Source organism: Stenotrophomonas sp. YJH_SMC_138 (assembly GCF_059369855.1).
The window spans coordinates 248,702-266,885 of record NZ_JCAFTB010000006.1 but is presented as its reverse complement, the minus strand read 5'-3'; the positions used below and the strand labels follow the sequence as shown (position 1 = coordinate 266,885).

Here is an 18,184-nt window from a genome sequence, read left to right as displayed (position 1 = left end):
GAATGGGGCAGGCCTAGAGGCCCGTGGGTTAGCCCGGCTATACCTTGGTATAGCCGGGCGTATGCAGTGCCGATCGAGGGTTCAGTGGTGGGTCAATGCGCGCCGCTGGTCTGCTTGCAGACGTCGTACTCGCCACGGGTCAACGTCTTGTCACGGTCGGTATCGCAGGCATGCAGGCGCTCGGCCCAGTCGGGTGCCACGGCATCCACTTCGGCCAGCGTGACGATGCCGTCCTTGTTCTTGTCCAGCGACTCATACGGCGGTATCAGCTTCACTTCGGTGACGTCCTCGGCGGCGGTGGCCTTGCTCGCCTCCTGGGTCTTGGAACAGGCGCCCAGCAGCAGGCCGATGGTGATGACGAGGACAGCAGGAACGTAGCGAATACCGGTCATGACAGGCTCCAGAAGTGGGGGCGCGGGCCATGGGGGTGGATGGCCACGGCCGGATCTTCGGCCCGGGTCCGTAAGCGAGCTGCGAAGAACCTGCGGGGTCGCCATGCAGCGGTGGGCGCCCGTTCACCCGCACGCCCCATGCGTGTGCCAGCCGCCGATGCTGATCCAGAGCGTGCCGTCGCGATGTGCAACGGGCCAGACCGCCGCGGCCGAGTGCGCGGACAGGATTTCCGGGTTGACCTGTGCGGAGCCACTTTGCGAGGTCGGAAATATCTGACCTTTTTGCAAGTTGTTGCATAGCCTGATTGTAAAGCTGCCGTGAAACTAACCGCTCGCCTCTCCCCCGCGAGTTCGTCATGCAACGCGCACTCATTCTGATCCTGCTGGCCCTGTTCGTCAGCAGCGCCCATGCCACGACACCACAGATCAACGTGGGTCTCCTGTTCGATCATCTTGCGCCCGCGCACAGCAACCTGCTCAAGCGCATACGCAATACCGGTGATGTGACCGCATACGTGCGTGTTGAGGTCACCGAGATGCACTTCGATGCAGACGGCAAGGTTGTCGAAACGCCAGTGGACACCGTGGCGCTGGTACGCAATGCACCTGGCGCGCACGGGGTGATCGCCAGCCCCAGCCGCCTGATCATTGCCGCCAATGGCCAACAGGCGACGCGCCTGGTCTATCGCGGTGACCGCGATGAGGAGCGCTACTACCGACTGCGCTTCATTCCGGTGGTGCCGAGCGCCGAGGAGTTTTCGCTCAGTGATGCGCAGGTGCAGGAGATCACCGGGCTGACTTCGGCAGTTCGCGTGTTCACCGGCTATGGCACCATCCTGTTCGTGGCACCGCGGAACACGCGCTATGACACCCGTGTGCAGGACGGTCACGTGCACAACGGTGGCAACGCCACGGTGGTGCTGGACAACCTGCGTTACTGCGAGCGAAGCAGTCCGGATGCCTGCACGCCCGGCATCATCGTCCATGTCCGGCCCGGGCGAACCTATGCGCTGCAGGCCGACGACAGCCGGTTCGCCCGCTACGACCTGAGGGAGGGCGACGACCGCCGCAGCATCGACTCGCGCCGCTGATCGTCCGCCCATCTCCCCTTTCTGCAACGTCCCCACCGGGTTCGCCAGGCGCCCGGCGGGGAGGCTGTGTCTTCGTCCTGGCGTCGTATCCCATCGTATCCATCCACCGATCCCGGAGCATTTCCATGTCCCTGAAGAAGTACGCCCTGGCTGCAGCCGCTGCAGCCCTCATCGCACCGGCTGTCAGCCTGGCAGCCACCGAATCCAAGTCGATCACCGTCAACGTGACCGCCGACGTCCCGAACACCGCTGGCCTGCAGGTGTCCACGCCTGACGGCTGGGAAGGCCTGCCGCAGAACCTGCCGTGGGACACCGCGCGCGAAACGCTGGGCGAACTGACCGGGCGCGTCATCAACATCAAGTCGCCGGCTGCCATCACCGCCTACCTGACGTCGCCGGCACAGATGGCGTCGGCCGCAGACGTCGTGGACCTGGTGGTGAAGCTGGACAACGTGGAGGTTCCGGCAACCGCCGCCGCCAAGATCACCGTCGCCAACGCGGCCCAGGCCGCCGCCGGCAAGTCGCTTGCCTTCGCCATTGCGCCGACCGCGCCGTCGGGTGGCTACAAGCAGGGCAGCTACGGTGGCCAGTTCCACATGATCTTCGAAAGCGACATCACCCCCTGAGTTCCTTCAGGCACCCCGCCGCATCCGATGATGCGGCGGGGACGCCGGAACAGCGTCCATGCTCTCGTCCTCCAATCACCGTCGATTCCGCCTGGCCCAGCTCGCGACCGCGATCGGTGCCGTGGTCCTTGCCACGTCAACGCAGGCGGCCGGCCTCGCGCCGGGCGAGCTGCCCAGCCTGCAGCAGCAGCGCGAACGCATGCCGGCCGAATTCCGCGAGCACCTGTTTGGCAACCCGCTCACCGTGCGCGTGGAGCTGGATGGGCAGTATCTGGGTGACGCCGAGGTTCTGCTGCACGAAGACAACCGGGTGCAGGTGATCGGCTTTGGCGACAGCCACGAAAGCCGGTTGGCACAGACCGAGCGTGCCCGTTGGGGCGAGCAACTCGCTGAACCGATGGCGCTGGGCGTATGCAGGCATCAGTGCCGGGGCATGGCAGCGCTGCACTACAGTCTGTCCAACTCGCTGCTGAGTGTACTGACGCCTGCCGGCGCGCAGAAGGAGCGGCGCCACATCGCCTTGCCGGACGCGGGCAGCCGGGGGTTGATCGTGCGCAACAGTCTTGCCGTGCACGGCGGCCAGGAACAGCAGGCCACCGTACGCTACAGCGCCGAACTGCGCGGCAGTGCCGGCCACTGGAGCACGGTTGGCAGCTACCAGTACTACGCCCAGCCCGGCAGCAGCGAGCACTACCTCAGTGCCCTGTATGCCCAGCGCGAACTGGGCGATCACTTCGTTCGCGCCGGCTACTTCCTGCCCACCTTCGAGGGCATTGTGCGCCAGCCCCGCGCGCCGGGTACGCAGAACGATACGGCGCTGGGCCTGATGTTCGGATCCTCGGACGTGCTGCTGGCCGATACGCGAAGCCCCAGTGTCTATCCCGTCTATGTCACCGCCAGCGGCGAAGGCGTGGTGGAGATCTATCGCGACGGGAACCTGCTGTCCACGCAGGCCGTCAAGCCCGGCATCCAGGAAATCCATACGCGCCGACTACCCGGCGGCATCTACGATGTGGAACTGCGGGTGGTCCAGGACGGTCGAGAAGCGTCCCGCGAAAGCGCCTCCATCCACAAGCCCAGCCGCTGGCAGGATCCCAGCCGCCGCTGGCGCTACAGCGCATTCGCAGGGCAGCAGCGCGGGCTGCTGGCCAGCGCCGGAAGCACCCGCGAGGGCGGTGCCGCGGCGGGTGCCGTGGTCAATTACCTGTTGCATTCCCGTGCGGTGGCCGGGGCCACCGTGCAGCGGATCGGCGCGCGGCATGCGGCGGGTGTGTCGATGGACTGGCAGGCCAGTGACCGCTTCAGCACGTACACCAATGTCTATACCTCCAGCGACGCCGGGCGCGGCGTGGACCTGCAGGGCCTGTACCGCTATCGTGCCGGCTCGGTGGTGGCCAACCATGCGCGCGGTTGGGTGGAGCAGCGCGAGCGCGTCGTGGCAGACGACAGCGGCGCCCCACGCTGGGAGACCCGCGGCGGCTGGCAGGACACAACGGCCGTCTCGATCACGCATCGTTTCGGGCACCGTGATACTGCCAGCCTGCGCGTGGCCCGCAGTTCGGGCTTCACCCGCGGGACCGGCATCGATGTCTCTTACGGGCGTCGGGAGACGGTGTTCGGCAAGCATGATGTCAACTGGCGCGTTTCCGCCTATGACCGCCCCGGTGCCCGCTACACGGGCTACCGGCGGCAACGCGGCATCGACCTGACGGTCAGTGTCTCGCTGGGCAGCGATCGACGCAGCTACAGCGGCAGCCTGGGCAGCCGCACCGGCGAAGCCGGACGCCGCGACACCTATGTGACCGCTACCGCCACACAGCGCGTGGACGGCGCCGTACTGCAGAGCGTGAATGGCACGGTCACCGCCGAACGGGGCGGGCTGGGCGCAGGCGCGGGTGCCTCGCTGCAGGGCGCGTTTGTGGAAGGTGACATGCAGGTCTACCGCGGCGCGGCGTCGGGCCGCGTCAGCGGCACCGCCAACCTCGACAGCACCGTGGTCATTGGCGGTGGGCGCGCCGCCGTGCTGGGGCAGGGGCGCGGCAGAAGCGCCGACACCGGCCTGATTGTCGATGTCCGCAGCGATTATCCCGATCTTGCCCTGCGTGCGGACGACAGCCACGGCGGCGGCGTTGCGCTGCGCCCGGGCCGCAACTTCGTCCCGGTGGCCGCGTATCGCGCAGGCCACGTGCAGTTCGACTTCCAGGGGCGGCATGCGCCGTCGGCAACGCTGCAGCCCTCGGTCGTCAGCTATCACCTCAACAAGGGGGGCGTGATGCATGCCACGCTGGACGTGCTGCGCACCTTCACCGTCATGGGCCAGGTACTGGATGCAGACGGCAACGGTGTGCGCGGCGTGCAGGTGATCAACCACGCTGGCCGCAGCGTCAGCCAGGAGGACGGCTTCTTTACCCTTGAACTGAGCGCCCGTGCGCCGGTGGTGGAGTTGCGCTACCCCAACCTGGTCAGCTGCACGCTGACGATGGAGGAGGGGCGCTACCCCAGGGAAGGAGATGTGTTGATGGTGGGGGCGACGGGATGCCCGCCGTCGATCGCGAGAACCGAGGAGCATACGAAATGAGAATCCGCTCGCTGATGGCGGCGCTGCGAGGCGCAGGGCTGGTCGTGATTGGGCTTGGCGCGGCCGCAAGTGCATGTGCGGCAGAAGTGCTGGTCACGGCAGAGTTTGCCCCGTCAGCCCTGGACCCGGGCCGGATGGTCTTCCGGAATACAACGCCGCGCGGCAGCTACTGCTCGTGGCGGCCGGAGTTCTGTGCGGATGATGGCGCCTACTCCGTCGATGTTCCACTGCAGTGGAGTAAAACCTACGAGCACAATGGTGATGTTCGTAAGCGCTTTTATCTTGGATTGCCCGCTCCCCGGACCGTCATGCTACGTAACACCGTCACGGGTACTGAAGCTGAAGTGCGAATCACGATAGCCACCGTCAGCGGTCATGTGACGCCCGGAGGTGGAGCCAATCCCGTATTCACACGATCAGTACGTGGAGGGTGCAGCTACGTTCATACGGCCGGCACCGGATCATTTGTAAGGTTTGGATGGATCGTCCGCAATCCAGAGACGCCGGTGCCGTGCAACTCGCAGGGGGATACAGCGCTTCCACAGCCGGCCGATTATGCGATGTCTTGGTTCGGCTTGGGTCTTCTCATAACTGCACCTTCGCCCCTGTCCCTTAGCGATGGTATTTATGAAGGCGCGTTGACCTACACCGCAGGAGACGCGGGCAGCGACATCGACTTTGGTGATGACGTCACGACCGAACCGATCACGTTGAAGTTCCGCTTCACGGTGTCCCACCAGTTCCAGGTACGTTTCCCAAGTGATAATCCGCAGGTGCACTTGGCGCCGGAGGCAGGTTGGGCGCAGTGGACCGATCAGGGCCGTGCCCCGACACGCCTCTATCAGGAGCTGCCATTCCATCTGACCAGCTCGATGGACTTCAGCATGAAGCTGCGCTGTGAGCACGACGCAGGCAATCGCTGCGGCATTCGCAACCACGCGCTTGGGGAGGTTGTACCGGTGGATGTGGACGTCACCCTGCCCGGCATGCGCAATCTGCGCGATGGGCGCCCGGCGCAGGACACACCGCTGTTACCCGACGACGCACAGGCGCCGCGCTTCACGCCGGATGGCTATCTGATGCAGCGGCGGTCGACCTTGCGGTTCACCGCAGGACGGGCCGCCGTAACAGAGATGCTGAAGGCGCCAGGCTCGCATTGGGAAGGCAACATGACCGTGGTGTTTGACGCCAACCCGTAGTCGCACGCGGGAGTGTGTTGCGGCGGTGCCGGCCAGCGGCCGGCACTGCCCCAGGCGTTCAGAAGCCGTCGGCAAAGGCATCCGTCGCACGCACCAGCGCATCGACCGTGGCCGGCTCGTTGGCGCTGTGGCCGGAGGTCACCATCTCCAGGCGCGCTTCCGGCCAGGCCTTCGCCAGGTCCCACGCGCTGCGCGGCGGGCAGATGATGTCGTAGCGCCCCTGCACGATCACGCCGGGCAGGTGGCGGATGCGGTCGATATCGCGCAGCAACTGGTCGTGTCCCAGGAAGATGCCGTTGCGGAAATAGTGCGCTTCAATACGGGCCTTGGCCAGCGTATCCAGCGGATCATCGGCGGATTGCGCATCCACGTCGTGCTGCAGGGTGGCGGCGTTGTCTTCCCAGCCCAGCCAGGCCTGCGCGGCTTCGATACGGGTTGCTTGATCCGGGCCATCCATACGCGTCCAGTAGGCGGCGATCATGTCGCCACGCTCGGCTTCCGGGATATAAGCCTCGTAGCGGTCCCAGCGCTCCGGGAAGATCCAGCGCGCACCGCCATCGGCCTCGGCGAACCAGCGGTTCTCGATCTCACGACCGAGGAACACGCCACGCACGATCAGGCCGGTGGCGCGTTCCGGATGCGCCTGCGCGTAGGCCAGCGACAGCGTGGAGCCCCAGGAGCCGCCATAGACCAGCCAGCGCTCGATGCCCAGGTGCTCACGCACCTTTTCGATGTCCGCCACCAGGTCCTGCGTGGTGTTGTCGCGCAGCTCGCCGAACGGCGTGGAACGGCCGCTGCCGCGCTGGTCGATCAGCACGATGCGGTAGCGCGCCGGGTCGAAGAAGCGCCGATGGGTCGGCGAGATACCGGCGCCCGGGCCACCGTGCAGGTACACCACCGGAATGCCCTCCGGCGTGCCGCACTCTTCGATATGCAGCGTGTGCAGATCGCTCACCGGCAGGGCGAATTCGCGGTAGGGCTCGATGGCCGGGTACAGGGTGCGCATGGCGGGTGTCTCACAAGCAGGGGCGGCCAGCATAGCGCCGCCATCTACGGCTTGCAGTGGCGGGCTCCTGCGCGGCGCTGGAAATGCGCTGGCCGATGCGCATAAGCTTCCGCGATGCAAGCGACCACGACCGGGACGTCCACGTTCAACCTCAGCCTCGGCAGCGGCGCGCGCGAGCTGTTGAAGTGGATCGCGCTGCTGGCCATGACCGGCGACCACGTGGCCAAGGTGGTCTTCGGGGGCTACGTGCCGGTGGTCAGCGAACTGGGGCGTATCGCCTTCCCGCTGTTCGCGCTGGTGATGGCCTGCAACCTGGCCCAGCCGGGCGCCGACCTGCGCAAATCGATGCGCCGGCTCGCGCTATGGGGGCTGATCGCGCAGCCGTTGCACGCACTTGCGTTCGGTTCCTGGCTGCCGCTCAACATCCTGCTCGCCTTCACCCTGGCGGTGGTGGCCGTGCATGCGCTTGCGAACAATCGGCCTGTGCTGCTGTTGCTGGCTGCCGGCGTGCTGCCGATGTTCGTGGACTACCAGTGGGCCGGCGTTGGCGCCGTGCTGCTGGCTTGGATCGCGTTCCGGCATCGGGCGTGGTGGCCGCTGCTGGTCGCGCTTGCGGCGGTGTGCTGGGCCAACCACAACGGCTGGGCGGTGCTGGCCGTTCCGGTGGTGCTGCTGGCCGCGCGGGTGCCGTGGCAGCTGCCGCGCTGGCGCTGGCTGTTCTACGGCTACTACGTGGGGCATCTGGCGGTGCTGGCGTTGATTGCCCATCTGCTTGTGTAATGTCGGAACTGGCGTGTCGCGCGTCTTGAAAGCCGGATGCGGTCAAGGAACGCGTGGTGCCGATGCGGGTGGGGAACGCCGCCGTTGGCGTGGCGCAAGTTGTTGAATCTTCGGCTCGATTGTCGATATGCGACAATGCTGCCACTGCGTGAACGTTGCTGTCTTGGCACTTGGGTTGTTGGCGCCTGCCACCCCGTTGTGCACATGATGGGGTGCCACCGAAAAAGGGTGGCCGGGGCCTGGAAACCCCGTTGAGTAAGTGCTGTTTACGCTTGCCAGCCGGCGTCGCCTTGCGCGGCGTCGGCTGGCATTCCGTTCGCGTTCCATGGCGGGCGGTGCGTGGAGGTGGGCGCAAGCCCACCGCCCGGGTATAGCACTGACTCACGGGATTTCCAGCCACGCACCGTCCGCCGCCTTGATTGTTAAGGTTGGTGGTCCCGCATGCCTTGCACGGAGACCTGCCATGAACGCATCGGAGTTCCCCCATCAGCACGCCCCGGCCAATGCCGATGAAGGCCACGACATCCCGCCCGATCCCAACAACCTGACGGCCCTGCTGCATCGCATCGGGTTGGGCGCGGCTGCCGACGGCCAGCCCTGGCCCGAGCGCCATCAGCTGCCGGGCCGGTGCCTGGCGTTGGCCGACGCCGACGGTGCACTGGCCGGGCTGCGTATCGTGCAGGAGATCCTGCTGGCGGCCGAACGCGCCCGCCAGAATGGCGGCCCGGAACAGTACGTGGGCGATCGCGTAATGGAAGGGCTGAAGCTGGCGGCATTGGCGTTGACCAGCCACGCCATCTATCGCCTGCATCCGGAATGACACGTAGATCCACGCCATGCGTGGATGCCGTTCGCGGATTGCCCGACGTCCTGTAGAGCCGAGCCTATGCTCGGCTCAGCGGACGAAACGGAGCCGAGCATGGCTCGGCTCTACAGGGGTTCCACGCCAGCTTAGAAATCCATCGTTGCCGACACCAGCACCGTCCTCGGTGCACCCAGCGCCAGGCTCGACAACAACGGCATGCCCCAATACGACTTGTTGGTCACGTTGTTCACGCTGGCCCGCAGCGCAAGCGATCGACCCGCCACGGTGGTGCTGTAGCGCGCCCCCACGTCGAACAACGTACGCCCCGGCACCGACAGGCTATTGTCGGCACTGATGTACTGCCTCGACATCGCCGTGGCATTGCCGGTCAGGGTCAGGCCCTGCAAGGTCGGCACATCCCATTCCACGCCCAGCTTGGCCTGCCGCTGCGCCACGGCGGTGGCGATGCGTCCTTCATTCACGCCACCGGCCGTGCGGGTCAGCTTCGGCTGCACATAGGCCGCTCCACCGAGCAGGCGCACGCCGTCCATTGGTGCGCCGAAGAAGCCCCATTCCACGCCCCGGTTACGTTGCTCGCCGCCAAACGAGAAGATATTCGTGACCGGGTCGGTGTAGCTGTTCGGTCGCTTGATCTCGTACACGCTGAAGGTGTGCGCGAAGCTGCCCAGGTCCAGCTTCAGGCCCAGCTCCTTCTGCCTGGTGCGGAACGGTGCGAACACATCGCCGGCATTGGCGGCGGTCATCGGCGCGGTGGCGCCCTGGCTGAGGCCTTCGATGTAGTTGGTGTAGAGGGAGATCGCGTCGGTGGCTTTCACCAGCAGGGCCGCTGCCGGCGTGGTGGCGCTCTCGTCGTAGCGCGAGGTGCGTGCACCCGTGGACACGTTGAAGGTCTCGCTGACCACCTGCTGGCGGCGCACGCCCAGCGTCAGCTGCACGCGGTCATCGGCGAAGGCGAGGGTGTCGGCGAAGCCGAGGCTGTCCAGCGTCAGCTCGGTATGCGAGATGTGCGGTGCCACGAACGGCGCCGCCGGGCCCCACACTGGGTTGTACAGATTGGTGGTCCAGTCCCAGCCGGGTACGCTGCGCCGGCCGTAGTCGTTCTGGGTGTGCTGGTAGTGGGTCACGTTGGCGGCCCACTGGTGGCCGACGTTGCCGGTGTGGAAGGAACCGCGCAGGCCGGCATCTGCGGACTGCTTCCTGATGTCGAAGGCGAGCTGGCCGATCACCGTGGTGAAGTTGCCGGCTGGATTGAGGATCTGCGCGCTGATCGAACCGTTGTAGCGGTAGTCGGTCCTGCTGGTGCCGTACGCGAGGTAGGCCATCAGGCTATCGTTGACATCCAGTTCTCCGCGCACCATCGCGCCCTTGTCCTGGCTGTCCACGTAGGCCCAATCCGGGTTGATCAGCGTATCGCCGCGTGGCGGGCGCGGAATGGCCACGCCCGGTGCCAGGCCGACGCCACGCGCCGGGCCGTCAACGCGGTCGTCGGCGCTGTACAGATCGGCCGACAGCCGCATACGTTCGCCGCGCCAGTCCAGTGCCAGCGAACCGAGCTGTACCTTCTTGCGCTGCTTGCCGACGGCGCCGTCACCATCACGGTAGGCACCGTTGAAGCGGATGCCGAACTTCCTGTCGGCGCCGAGGCGACGGCCCATATCCACGTGAGTGCCGAACTGCGCATCGGAGGCGAAGTTGGCACTGACCCGCAGCAGCGGTTGCTCGCTTGCGCGCTTGGGCACCAGGTTGACGCTGCCACCGACCGAGCCGCCCGGCGGCATGCCGTTGAGCAGCGCAGACGGTCCCTTCAGCACCTCGATGCGCTCGAACATTTCCGGCGAGGTGCGGTAGTAGGGCGCCATGCCGCTGAGGCCATTGAAGGTGGTGTCGCTGGTGTTGGAGGCAAAGCCGCGGATCGCGTAGTTCTCGCTCCAGGCACCGGTGACGCCGTTGCTGAACACCGTGGGGTCGGTGGCGGCAATGACGTCGGTCAGGTCCTTGGCCTGGCGATCGCGGATGAAGGACTCGGTGTAGCTGACCGTATTGAACGGCGTGTCCATGAAATCCTTGTCGCCGAGCAGGCCGACGCGGCTGCCGGCAGCCACTTGCCCGCCCGCATAGTCTGCAGTGACCCGGCGTTGTTCCTGCACCTGTACCGACGGAAGGGTGGACGGCGCGGCGTCGGCCAGCGCGGCGAACGAGGCCAGCAGCCCCAGCGCGAGGGCGGACACCCGGTAGCGCCGGACCATGCCCGGCGAATACATCAGGCCGGAGGATGCGGCGGCAGCGCGATGCTGTGCAGAAGTGAAGTTGAAAACGGTCATGCCAGAGTCCTGTGAATCGCAGGCGCGAGCGCGCCTGGCGCGCTGCCGACGGCAAGCACGGGGAAAGGGCGCAGCGCAGGGTTGTTGGCTGGGTGGGGACCTGGCGGGAGGTGAGCCATGGGCTCGGTTACGGGTGCGCGGCGGACGCATTCCGAATTAGTTGAGTAAAGTAAACTAAATCAATCGAAGCGGACAAGAGGGTCCCTTTGCTGGCACCCTCAGCAGGGTATGGACGCGCACCGTAAGAGCAGGCACCGTATGAGCACGCACCCCGATCCAACGGCGCCGACCCGTGGCCGCCCGCCCACCATCACCCCGGAGCGTCTGGCCGACATCGGCATCCGCTTGGGCCTGCCCAACCTGACCATGGCCAACGTGGCCGCCGAACTGGCGGTGACCCAGGCAGCGCTGTACAAGCGCGTGGCCAACCTGGAGGCGTTGAAGCGCCTGGTGGCGGAGGCGGTGTTCCAGCGCTGGCAGATTCCGCGCGCGTCGGTCGACGCACCGGGTGGGCTGGAGGCCTATCTGATGGGGTTCGTGGAGTCGCTGTGCGAAGTGGTGAAGGCGCATCCCGGGCTACCGCCCTACCTGCTGCGGCGCACGGTGGCGACCGCGCCGATGCTGGAAAAGATCGCCTCGCACCAGGCGCACGTGGCCGAGGTGTTCGGCCTGCCGGTGGACAAGGCGCGCTGGCTGCTGGCCACGATCGCGTTCTACTGCATCGCCGGCGCCGACACCATCTACGCGATTGCGGACGACGAGGAGGGGCAGGTGATCACCGAGTTCAAGCAGGGCATGCGGGCCCTGGTGATCGGTTCGCTGGAGGTATCGCGGCTTCGGTAGATGCACGCCGTGCGTGGATGATCGCGGCCGTTCACCATGACGCCAGCCAGGCGTGGCCTGGCTCTACTGGACGGATCGCGTAGTGTCGAGAATACAATGCGGCCATGCCTGCCACGCCCACTCTCGATGACCTTCGCCGCTACGCGGTGGCGCGCACCCTGTTCAAGCCGACCACGCTGCTGACCGCGATCCGGCGCCTGGGCTTCGTGCAGGCCGACCCGATCCGCGCACCCGCTCGCGCGCAGGACCTGACCCTGCGCCACCGGGTGAAGGACTACCGCGCGGGCGATCTTGAGCGCCGCTACACGCGTCTGCCGGTGGAAGAGGATTGCCTGGTGAACTACGGCTTCCTGCCGCGCGAGCATCTGGCGCTGATGCACCCACGGGTTTCCAAGCGCGAGTGGGATGCCGAGACCCATCGCCGTGCGGCCGACGTGCTGGCCTTTGTGCGCGAGCGTGGCAGCGTGCACCCGCGCGAGGTCGACCAGGCCTTTGCGCATGGGCGGGTGACCAACTACTGGGGCGGCACCAGCAACGCCAGCACGCATCTGCTGGATGGCATGCACTACCGCGGGATGCTGCGGGTGCAACGGCGCGACAGCGGCACGCGCATCTACGCGGTGGCCGATCATGCCGAGCCCGATTCCAGCGAACAGGCGCAGATCGAACGTGCCGCCGCCCTGATCGACCTGGTGGTGCGCAAGTACGCGCCGCTGCCCTCGGCCAGCCTGACCTATCTGGTGCGCCTGCTGGGCTATGGCGCGCCGCACCTGGCCGAGCAGAGCCGCAAGGCATTGGCGCTGGCCAAGCAACAACTGGCCAGCTGCACGCTGGAGGGCACCACCTGGTACTGGCCGGCGGACGAGAATCCGCGCTCGCGCCGCCATGCACCGGATGAGCAGGTGCGCCTGCTGGCGCCGTTCGACCCGGTGGTGTGGGACCGCCGCCGCTTCGAGCTGCTGTGGGATTGGGTCTACAAGTTCGAGGCGTACACGCCTGCACCGAAACGCCAGTACGGCTACTACGCACTGCCGGTGTTGTGGCATGAGCAGGTGGTGGGCTGGGCCAACTTGAGCGTGCGCGAGGGTGAGTTGGTGTCGAGCGTGGGCTATGCCGGCAAGTCGCTGGCCCGCGACAAGGTATTTCGTGGCGCGCTGGACGACGAGCTGCAGCGCATGGCGGAGTTCCTGTAGCGCCAAGCGGCGCATGGGTATCTATCGATCCCGGTAGCCGCCAACCTCGGTTGGCGCTGGCTTCCGTCGGTGCCCACCAAGGTGGGCAGCTACCAGAGCAACACCGCTCAGGCCCGGTAGCCGCCCACCTTGGTTGGCGCGGGCTTCCATCGGTGCCCACCAAGGTGGGCATCTACCAGGGCAGCACCGCTCAGGCCCGGTAGCCGCCAACCGTGGTTGGCGCTGGCTTTCGTCGGTGCCCACCAAGGTGGGCAGCTACCAGAGCAACACTGCTCAGGCCCGGTAGCCGCCAACCTTGGTTGGCGCTGGCTCCCGTCGGTGCGCGCCAAGGTGGGCGCTGGCTTCCATCGGTGCCCACCAAGGTGGGCAGCGACCGGTCAAGCGGCGCCCTTGTGGTCCGCATCGTCCATGCCGGGGCTGACGCGGCGGCCGATATCCTTCAGCCGCGCAAGCTGATCCACCATTGACGGCGCATCGTCCAGGCTGCCGACGAAGGTCCACAGGTAGGTCATCACCGCGTAGACGTGGCCCGGTGTAACGCCTTCACTGGTGGCAAGGCGGCCGATGGTCAGCGCGAACAATGCCGCGGCAGCCAGGCCGATCACCACATAGGCGCCGGCCTCGCGGTCGGACAGCAGGATGCGCAGGCGCGACAGCGTGGTGTAGTGGCGGCGCAGCACCGAGGGGCTGACCCGGTCGACCAGCCGGATTTCGTGTTCCAGGCGGTTGTTCAGTCGGCCGTGCAACTGCTCGTTGCGGCGTGCGAACGAGGGCAGCACCAGCAGGGCGCCGAGCAGGGTGGCCAGGCCAGCGGCACCGACCATCGGCTCGATCGCCAGCAGCATGGCCACTGCACCGAACATCGATGCCAGCGCGGTGGCGATGATCGGCACGTGCTTTTCAAAGAAGTCGACGAACTCGCGGGCCAGCACCACGCGTGCCGCCGAAGTGGACGTCGCCTGGCCCAACCGGCGCTGCGCCTGCACCACGCTCACTGCCAGATCGGCATAGATGCGGGTGAAGGTGCGCGTATCCACCGCCCGACGGGCGGCACCCACCAGCCAGAACAGCAGTACCACTCCGGCATAGGAGATGGCATGGCCGATGTTGCCGCTGATGATCGCGTCTACCGCGAAGCCGGCGAACAACGGATAGGCCAGCAGCAGGGTGTTCTCCAGCGCCACCAGCGAGAACGTGCCGGTCAGCTGCCAGGGGTAGGTGCGCAGGATGGCCTTGAGCGTGGCGGCCGCATTCTGCTGGCCGATGCTGCCGGCGGCGGCCGCCGGATCGTGGGGGAGTTCCATGGGATGCCTGGGGGGTTCGGGGACAGGGCAGGGGACGGATGCCTGCCATCTGCCGGGTCGCGCCCAGTATCTGCAGCCCTTTGGAGCGGGCATGGAGGGATGATGGAGATTGCGTGGAGAAATCGGCGGCGTTCAGCCACGCGCGTGGTGCCCACCAAGGTGGGCCGCTACCAGGGCAGCGTCTACCGCCTCAACGGCGCACGTGCACCGGCCAGCGGATCTCGAACGAACTGCCGCCACGCTCGGTAGCTCGGCACTGCGCCGTTCCGTGATGCGCCACGGCAATCGCACGCACGACCGCCAGGCCGAGACCTGAGCCCCCACTCTGCCGTGAGCGCGACACATCGGTGCGCTGGAAGGCTTCGAAAATGCTGTCGCGCAGGTCGTCCGCCACGCCGGGGCCACCATCTTCCACGGTTACCGCGCAGTGCCCCTCAGCGAGGGTGACGCGCACCCGCAGCGGGCAGGGGATGGCATGGCGACGGGCGTTCTCCAGCAATGCCAGCACCGCCTGGCGGATGCGGGCCGGATCGCAGTCCGCCAGCGACGGCCGCGCGTCCAGGCTCACCGAGAAGCCACTTTCGGTCAGCGCCTCGGACATCGCCTCCACCACCGCCGCCACCTGCACGCTGAAGTCGCTGCGTTGCAGGCGCAGATCCAGGTGGCCACTCTCGGCCAGGCTGACCACGCGCAGGTCCTCGATGATGCGGGTCAGTCCCTCCAGCTGGGTGAGCATGCTGTTGAACTGCTCGGGGCCCGGCTCGAATACACCTTCGGCGATGCCTTGCAGGCGGCCACGCAGGATGGTCATCGGCGTGCGCAGTTCGTGTGCGATGGCCGCGTTCCAGAACACGCGGTTCTCGGACATCCGGCTGAGCCGCTCGGCCATGGAATTGAAGTCGTTGACCAGCGTGGCGGCCTCGGCCATCGAGGTGTCGCCGCCGCGTGCGCGCGCCTCCAGGTCACCGCTGGCCACGCGACGCAGGCTTGCGGCCACCGAATTCAACGGGGTGATGATGCGCCGGGTCAGGCGAGACGCGATCAGGGTGGCCAACGCCACCACCACGGTGGCGGTCAGGCCGATCCACAGCCACTCCAGCCCGGAGGGCATCATGGACTTCGGCTCGTCATACCAGCGCGGATAGAACACCTCCAGCAGGTAGTAGAACAGGTAGAAGCCGCTGATCGACAGCACCGTCGAACACAGCGAGGCCACGGTGATCGACAGGCTGATCTGGCGGCCGATGCTCTTGCCTTTCGCAGTCATCATTCAGTCCAGGAAGCGGTAGCCGACGCCACGGATGGTGGCGGGAATGCCGATCACGCCGACATCCTCGAGCTTGCGCCGCAGCTTGCTGACATGGCTGTCGACGGTGCGCTCCTGCGCATCGCCCTCGGGCAGGCAGGCGTGCAGCAGGTCCACCCGCGCATGCACCTGGCGCGGCGCGCGCGCCATGTGCACCAACAGCCGGAATTCGGTGAGGGTGAAGTTCAGTGCGTGCGCCTGCTCGCCGTTGCGGACCGTCACTTCGTGGCTGCGCAGGTCGATCTCGAACGGGCCCTGGCGGATCAGCCCGGTGGGTTCTTCGGCCACGCTGCGGGCACTGCGGCGCAGCACGGCCTGGATGCGTGCAACGATCTCAGCGGGATTGAATGGTTTGGCCACGTAGTCGTCAGCGCCCACACGCAGGCCGGTCAGCTTGTCCACGTCCTGGTCGAGCGCGGTGAGCATGATCACCGGCGTGTTGCCGCGACGCCGCAGTTCGCTCAGCACCTGCCAGCCATCCACCTTGGGCATCTGCACATCCAGCAGTACCAGGTCCGGGCGCAGCTGGCGGTGGCTGGCAAGCGCCGCCTCACCGTCGGCGGCGCGTGCGCTGCGCAGGCCCGAACGGGCCAGGTAGGCACCGAGGATGTCGGCGATCTCGCCCTCATCTTCGGCAATCAGCACCAAGGGCGGCTGTCGGTTACGGAGTTGGTGTTTCATTGCGAGCGGCAGGTTCGAGGCCAAGGGCGGGCAGGGCGGGACAGGGACGGGGTCATCGTCGGCGTTCCCTGGCCTGCGCCTCTTCGTTGGCCGCCCAGGCCAGCGTGGCCAGCACCAGCGTGCGCTGCAGGCTGGGGTCCACCGAACCCGCGCTGCGCAGCTGCTGCAGCGTCAGGGTAGACACCGCGGCAGGCAGCGCGTTCCAGCGCGAGGCCATGGGGGGGGCGTTCACCCGGGCCTGCAGCCGCGAGGCCATGCCCACGATGGCGCGCAGGCGCACTGCCAGCAGGGCGGCGACCACGGCGGTGGCGGGCGCAAGCAGCAGATGCAGGTTGACGTTGGCGGCCGGAGGTGTTGCCGACCAGAACGCCAGGCCGATCAAGGCCAGCGATGCGAGCGACCCGGAGCGGCGGGTGCGTCCGGGCCCGTCACTGCGGAACCCCAGCAGGGCGGCGGCCCCGAAGCCGGCCAGCAACGGCAGTCGCGGATACGGTGCGACCCACATCCATGTGCTGGTCGATGCCAGCACCAGTGCGATCAACCACGGCGAAGGCGCACACCACGCCAGGTAGGCACGGCGCACATCGAGGGGTGGCAGGTCCGGGTAGGAAAGGGGCACGGCAGGCTGGCAGTCGGCGAGGCCGACGAGGCTAGCGACCGTTGATGGAGACTCGGTCGAGATTGTGTCGAGATTGCGTGGAGCCGCGCCATGGATTCAGCCGCCGACGCGGTGCCTGAACGGCGGTCGCGTCTCCATTCAATCTCCACAGCCGCTCCAAGAAACATCCACCTGGGGCTTCCAGACTGCGGCCCTGGCGGTCGCACCGGGCGACTGCACGCACCCCCGGAAGTTTCGATGAACAACCGCAGGACCTGGATCATTGCCGCAACGCTGGCCGTTCTTGCCGGCGGCGGTTGCTGGTGGGCGTTTGCCGATGGCGAGGATGCCGCGTTGATCACCGCACCGGCAAGGGTCGCCCGTCTGGAAAAGACCGTGCAGGCGGTCGGCCGGGTCAATCCGAAAGAACTGGTGGCCGTGGGCGCGCAGGTCTCCGGGCAGGTCACGCGCCTGCATGTGGTGCTGGGCCAGCACGTGCAGGCTGGCGACCTGATTGCCGAAGTGGATTCACAACCGCAGCGCATTGCCCTGCGCAGTGCCGAAGCCGCCGCCAACGCGCTGCGTGCGCAACATGCGGCCAGCCAGGCGCGCTACCGCCAGGCCCTTCGCACGTACGATCGCCAATCGCAGCTGGTGGCGTCGCGGCTGGTCTCGCAGGAAGGCTTCGAAGCGGCACGTGTGGCGCGCGATGCGGCGCGCGCGGATGCCGCTGCGTTGCAGGCGCAGATCGACCAGGCGGTGACCCAGGTGGAAACCGCCCGCATCAACCTGGGCTACACCCGTATCGTGTCGCCGTCCGAGGGCTACATCGTGGCCATCGTCACCAAGGCGGGGCAGACGCTGAACTCGATGCAGACCACGCCGACCATCGTGATGCTGGCACAGATGGACACGATGACGGTGCGCGCCGAGATCGCCGAGGCTGACGTGGAACTGATCGCACCCGGCCAACCGTTGTGGTTCTCGACGCTGGGGCCGAGCGGGCGCCGCTATGAATCGCACCTGCAGCAGCTTGAGCCAGCGCCGTCGTCGATTGCCGACGCGACCAGCGGCAACAGCGGCGGATCGGCGCAGACGCCGAAAGCGGTGTACTACGCGGGGCTGTTCGACGTGGCCAATCCGGGCTTGATGCTGAAGCCCTCGATGACGGTGAAGGTGACGATCCAGCTGGCACGCGTGGCCAATGCACTGCAGGTGCCGCTGACCGCCCTGAGCGAGTCCGACGACAAGAACGGCAACGGCGCAACCGTGCGGGTAGTCGATGCGAAAGGCCGCGCCCACGAGCGCGCTGTGACTACCGGCCTGCGCACCGCCACCGCCGTGCAGATCCTCTCTGGCCTGGAAGCGGGCGAGAACGTGGTGGTCGGCCAGGCGCCCAGCGGTGGCGATGCCGAACCCACCAGCCTGCTGGGGATGTGA

General features: G+C 67.0%; 16 protein-coding genes. 9 read left to right on the top strand and 7 right to left on the bottom strand.

Going from position 1 to position 18,184, the window contains the following annotated elements:
• Window positions 1-92 precede the first annotated feature (92 nt).
• The gene (locus AC5P7I_RS14780; protein WP_169411087.1) at window positions 93-392 is read right to left on the bottom strand and encodes an EF-hand domain-containing protein; all 300 of its coding nucleotides are present in this window, start codon (window positions 390-392) and stop codon (window positions 93-95) included.
• 356 nt (window positions 393-748) lie between these two features.
• Here AC5P7I_RS14780 and AC5P7I_RS14775 point away from each other — a divergent pair, with 356 nt between their 5' ends.
• From AC5P7I_RS14775 to AC5P7I_RS14760, 4 genes are all read left to right on the top strand, one after another.
• Window positions 749-1,483, top strand: coding sequence for a CS1 fimbrial subunit B flags: Precursor (locus AC5P7I_RS14775; RefSeq protein ID WP_262087718.1), 735 nt, complete (start codon window positions 749-751; stop codon window positions 1,481-1,483).
• 125 nt (window positions 1,484-1,608) lie between these two features.
• Window positions 1,609-2,109, top strand: coding sequence for a CS1 type fimbrial major subunit (locus AC5P7I_RS14770; protein ID WP_046430838.1), 501 nt, complete (start codon window positions 1,609-1,611; stop codon window positions 2,107-2,109).
• Window positions 2,110-2,167: 58 nt separating this feature from the next.
• Window positions 2,168-4,687 (top strand): TcfC E-set like domain-containing protein, encoded by a 2,520-nt coding sequence (locus tag AC5P7I_RS14765; RefSeq protein WP_262087717.1) that lies wholly within the window; start codon window positions 2,168-2,170, stop codon window positions 4,685-4,687.
• Window positions 4,684-5,886, top strand: coding sequence for a hypothetical protein (locus tag AC5P7I_RS14760; protein ID WP_262087716.1), 1,203 nt, complete (start codon window positions 4,684-4,686; stop codon window positions 5,884-5,886). The genes AC5P7I_RS14765 and AC5P7I_RS14760 overlap by 4 nt, the downstream gene beginning before the upstream one ends.
• Before the next feature lie 58 nt (window positions 5,887-5,944).
• On the opposite strand, the gene pip is transcribed toward AC5P7I_RS14760, so the two are convergent.
• The gene (gene pip / locus AC5P7I_RS14755; RefSeq protein ID WP_262087715.1) at window positions 5,945-6,892 is read right to left on the bottom strand and encodes a prolyl aminopeptidase; all 948 of its coding nucleotides are present in this window, start codon (window positions 6,890-6,892) and stop codon (window positions 5,945-5,947) included.
• A 114-nt stretch (window positions 6,893-7,006) separates the two neighbouring features.
• On the opposite strand from pip, the gene AC5P7I_RS14750 reads away from it, so the two are divergent.
• Window positions 7,007-7,672, top strand: coding sequence for a TraX family protein (locus AC5P7I_RS14750; protein ID WP_014647286.1), 666 nt, complete (start codon window positions 7,007-7,009; stop codon window positions 7,670-7,672).
• Between the two features lie 463 nt (window positions 7,673-8,135).
• The gene (locus AC5P7I_RS14745) at window positions 8,136-8,492 is read left to right on the top strand and encodes a hypothetical protein (RefSeq protein WP_014647285.1); all 357 of its coding nucleotides are present in this window, start codon (window positions 8,136-8,138) and stop codon (window positions 8,490-8,492) included.
• 131 nt (window positions 8,493-8,623) lie between these two features.
• On the opposite strand, the gene AC5P7I_RS14740 is transcribed toward AC5P7I_RS14745, so the two are convergent.
• On the bottom strand, window positions 8,624-10,819 hold the full coding sequence (locus AC5P7I_RS14740) for a TonB-dependent receptor (RefSeq protein WP_262087714.1): 2,196 nt from the start codon (window positions 10,817-10,819) through the stop codon (window positions 8,624-8,626).
• A gap of 258 nt (window positions 10,820-11,077) precedes the next feature.
• Here AC5P7I_RS14740 and AC5P7I_RS14735 point away from each other — a divergent pair, with 258 nt between their 5' ends.
• Together AC5P7I_RS14735 and AC5P7I_RS14730 are read left to right on the top strand one after the other, a co-directional pair.
• Entirely contained in the window at window positions 11,078-11,662 is a 585-nt protein-coding gene (locus AC5P7I_RS14735) for a TetR/AcrR family transcriptional regulator (RefSeq protein ID WP_014647283.1), read from the top strand.
• 104 nt (window positions 11,663-11,766) lie between these two features.
• Window positions 11,767-12,855: a DNA glycosylase AlkZ-like family protein gene (locus AC5P7I_RS14730; protein ID WP_262087713.1), complete on the top strand. Its 1,089-nt coding sequence runs from the start codon at window positions 11,767-11,769 to the stop codon at window positions 12,853-12,855.
• A 377-nt stretch (window positions 12,856-13,232) separates the two neighbouring features.
• Here AC5P7I_RS14730 and AC5P7I_RS14725 read toward each other — a convergent pair whose 3' ends face one another.
• From AC5P7I_RS14725 to AC5P7I_RS14710, 4 genes are all read right to left on the bottom strand, one after another.
• The gene (locus AC5P7I_RS14725; RefSeq protein WP_014647281.1) at window positions 13,233-14,159 is read right to left on the bottom strand and encodes an ABC transporter six-transmembrane domain-containing protein; all 927 of its coding nucleotides are present in this window, start codon (window positions 14,157-14,159) and stop codon (window positions 13,233-13,235) included.
• A gap of 190 nt (window positions 14,160-14,349) precedes the next feature.
• Window positions 14,350-15,426: an ATP-binding protein gene (locus AC5P7I_RS14720; protein ID WP_262087712.1), complete on the bottom strand. Its 1,077-nt coding sequence runs from the start codon at window positions 15,424-15,426 to the stop codon at window positions 14,350-14,352.
• Window positions 15,427-15,429: 3 nt separating this feature from the next.
• Window positions 15,430-16,146 (bottom strand): response regulator, encoded by a 717-nt coding sequence (locus tag AC5P7I_RS14715; RefSeq protein WP_262087711.1) that lies wholly within the window; start codon window positions 16,144-16,146, stop codon window positions 15,430-15,432.
• Between the two features lie 52 nt (window positions 16,147-16,198).
• A complete protein-coding gene (locus AC5P7I_RS14710) occupies window positions 16,199-16,765 on the bottom strand; it encodes a hypothetical protein (protein WP_262087710.1) in 567 nt (188 codons plus the stop codon).
• A gap of 237 nt (window positions 16,766-17,002) precedes the next feature.
• Between AC5P7I_RS14710 and AC5P7I_RS14705 the strand changes: the two genes are divergently transcribed.
• Window positions 17,003-18,184, top strand: coding sequence for an efflux RND transporter periplasmic adaptor subunit (locus AC5P7I_RS14705; protein WP_262087709.1), 1,182 nt, complete (start codon window positions 17,003-17,005; stop codon window positions 18,182-18,184).